This is a genomic window from Streptomyces phyllanthi, from assembly GCF_009377205.1.
GTDB lineage: Bacteria > Actinomycetota > Actinomycetes > Streptomycetales > Streptomycetaceae > Streptomyces > Streptomyces phyllanthi.
The window spans coordinates 1-2,240 of sequence record NZ_VJZE01000809.1 but is presented as its reverse complement, the minus strand read 5'-3'; the positions used below and the strand labels follow the sequence as shown (position 1 = coordinate 2,240).

General features: G+C 74.6%; 1 protein-coding gene. It reads left to right on the top strand.

All coding sequences use genetic code 11. From position 1 onward, the window contains the following. Positions 1-188: 188 nt before the first annotated feature. A partial coding sequence (locus FNH04_RS45100; RefSeq protein ID WP_194237036.1) for an ATP-binding protein occupies positions 189-2,240 on the top strand: 2,052 nt, incomplete at its 3' end.

Genomic DNA, 2,240 nt, shown 5'->3' with positions numbered 1-2,240 from the left:
GGGAAGAAGGGCGGGGGACTTCGTCAACTGTCCACCGCGCCTGACACGGTGGCGACTACTGTGAGTTGCCGTCGGGCGACACAGGGCCGAACTCATCGGTTCTCTCGACCGGCACGCGATGGCGCATGCCCGGGTCGCGCAGACGCGGTTGCCCCCACGCCCCCGACGCCCAGTCACAAGGACACCCGATGCCTCAGCTTCGCGTACCGCCCGATCGTGCGGACCGCCGCGAGGGCGGCCGGCACGGACGACCGGTCACCCGCTCCACCTCCTCGCCGCCCTCGCTGCCCGAGACGCCGATACGGTCGCAGCTGCTGCGCCTGGCGGTCCTGCCGCCCGTCGCCGTGGCGCTCAGTGCCTGCGCGGCCGTGCTCTTCACCGTCCGCTCCACCGGAGCACGCCCCGCCCCCACCCTGTGGGCCGTGCTCGCCGGAGCCGTGGGCGTCGCCCTCGCGGGCATCGTGATCGCCGCCGTGGCCGCCGACCGCGCCGCCGGCTCCGTACGCGAACGCCTGGAAGCCCTGCGCCGTACCAGCGTCCGGGGCGAGGCCGACCTGCGCGCCCTCGTCGAGGCGCTGCGCCGGGGCGAGGGCCCGCCCGCGCGCAAGCCGCGGACCGAACCCGCCGCGGACGCCGACGAGTTCGAGCTGCTCGCCGCCGACCTCGCGCAGGCCCACGACGCCGCCGTCAACGCCGTCGTCCAGGCATCCCGGTTCTCCAGCCGGGCCGGCAGCGAGCAGAAGGTCGAGGTCTTCGTCAATCTCGCGCGGCGCCTCCAGTCCCTCGTGCACCGCGAGATCTCGATCCTCGACGAGCTGGAGAACGAGATCGAGGACCCGGACCTGCTCAAGGGCCTCTTCCACGTCGACCATCTCGCCACCCGCATCCGCCGCCACGCCGAGAACCTCGCCGTCCTCGGCGGCGCCGTCTCCCGCCGCCAGTGGAGCAACCCCGTCCCCGTGACCGAGGTGCTGCGCTCGGCCATCGCCGAGGTGGAGCAGTACTCACGGGTCAAGCTCGTGCCGCCCGTCGAGGGCGCCCTGCGCGGCCACGCGGTCGCCGACGTCATCCACCTGCTCGCCGAACTCGTCGAGAACGCCACGGTGTTCTCCGCACCCCACACCCAGGTCCTGCTGCGGGCCGGCCTCGTGACCTCCGGGCTCGCCGTCGAGGTCGAGGACCGCGGTCTCGGCATGCCGGTCGCCGAGCAGAACAAGATGAACGCCCTGCTCGCCGACCCCGACCAGGTGAACGTCGCGAGCCTCCTCCAGGACGGCCGTATCGGCCTGTTCGTGGTCTCGCAACTCGCCCGGCGGCACGGCATCCACGTCCGGCTCCAGACGAACATCTACGGCGGGGTCCAAGCCGTGCTCGTGGTGCCCCAGGGAGTGCTCGGCGCCGAGCCGGACGCCTCGGGGGACGTACCGCGGACACAGCTCCAGCAGCCGACGGGCACGCGGCAGCCAGCAGTGCAGCTGGCAGACGCCCAGCGGCTGTCGGCCCCCGCACCCCGTACCCCGCAGCCCGTGGGCCGGTCCGGCCCCGCCCCGGGGCCCGCGCCCACCGGTCAGGGCGCCCCGCACGCCGTACCGCGGCCGCAAGCACCGGCCGGAGGGGGCGGACCCGCCCCGCTGCCCGTGCGCGACACCCGCCAGGAGCGGCCCAACCCGGCCGACGCCCTGCCCGGTATCCGCCCCGACGACCGGCGGACCGTCATCGAGAACGCGGCCCTGCCCCCGACCCCGCGCTCCGCCACGGACCGCGGCACCACGGCCAGGCCCGGACTGCCCCGCCGGCGCGCCCAGGAGCACATCGCACCCCAGCTCCGGGGCGGTCCCGCGCCCGCACCCCGACAGGACCACGACCAGTACGTCGGCCACGACCCGGGTCTGATGGCCGCCTTCCAGCGGGGGATCGGGCTCGCGGAGGCCTACCAGAGGCAGTCGCCGCACCCGGACACCCCGAGAGGGCCGAGGGAGCCCTTGGAGCCGGAACACACCGGTGCGGCGGCGCACGCAGAGGCGAGCCACATGGATGTCGTCCATATGGACGTTCTCCACACCGACGTACGCCACGCGGAGCGCGCACACCGGGACGCCCTGCGGATCGACGTACCGCGCACGGACACGGAGCCCTCCCTCGACGCACCCCGCTCGGACCCCGCCCCCCTGGCACTGCCGCCGCGCCCGGCCGCGCACCACGGAGACGACATGGACAGCGGATACGACACGGACCACGGA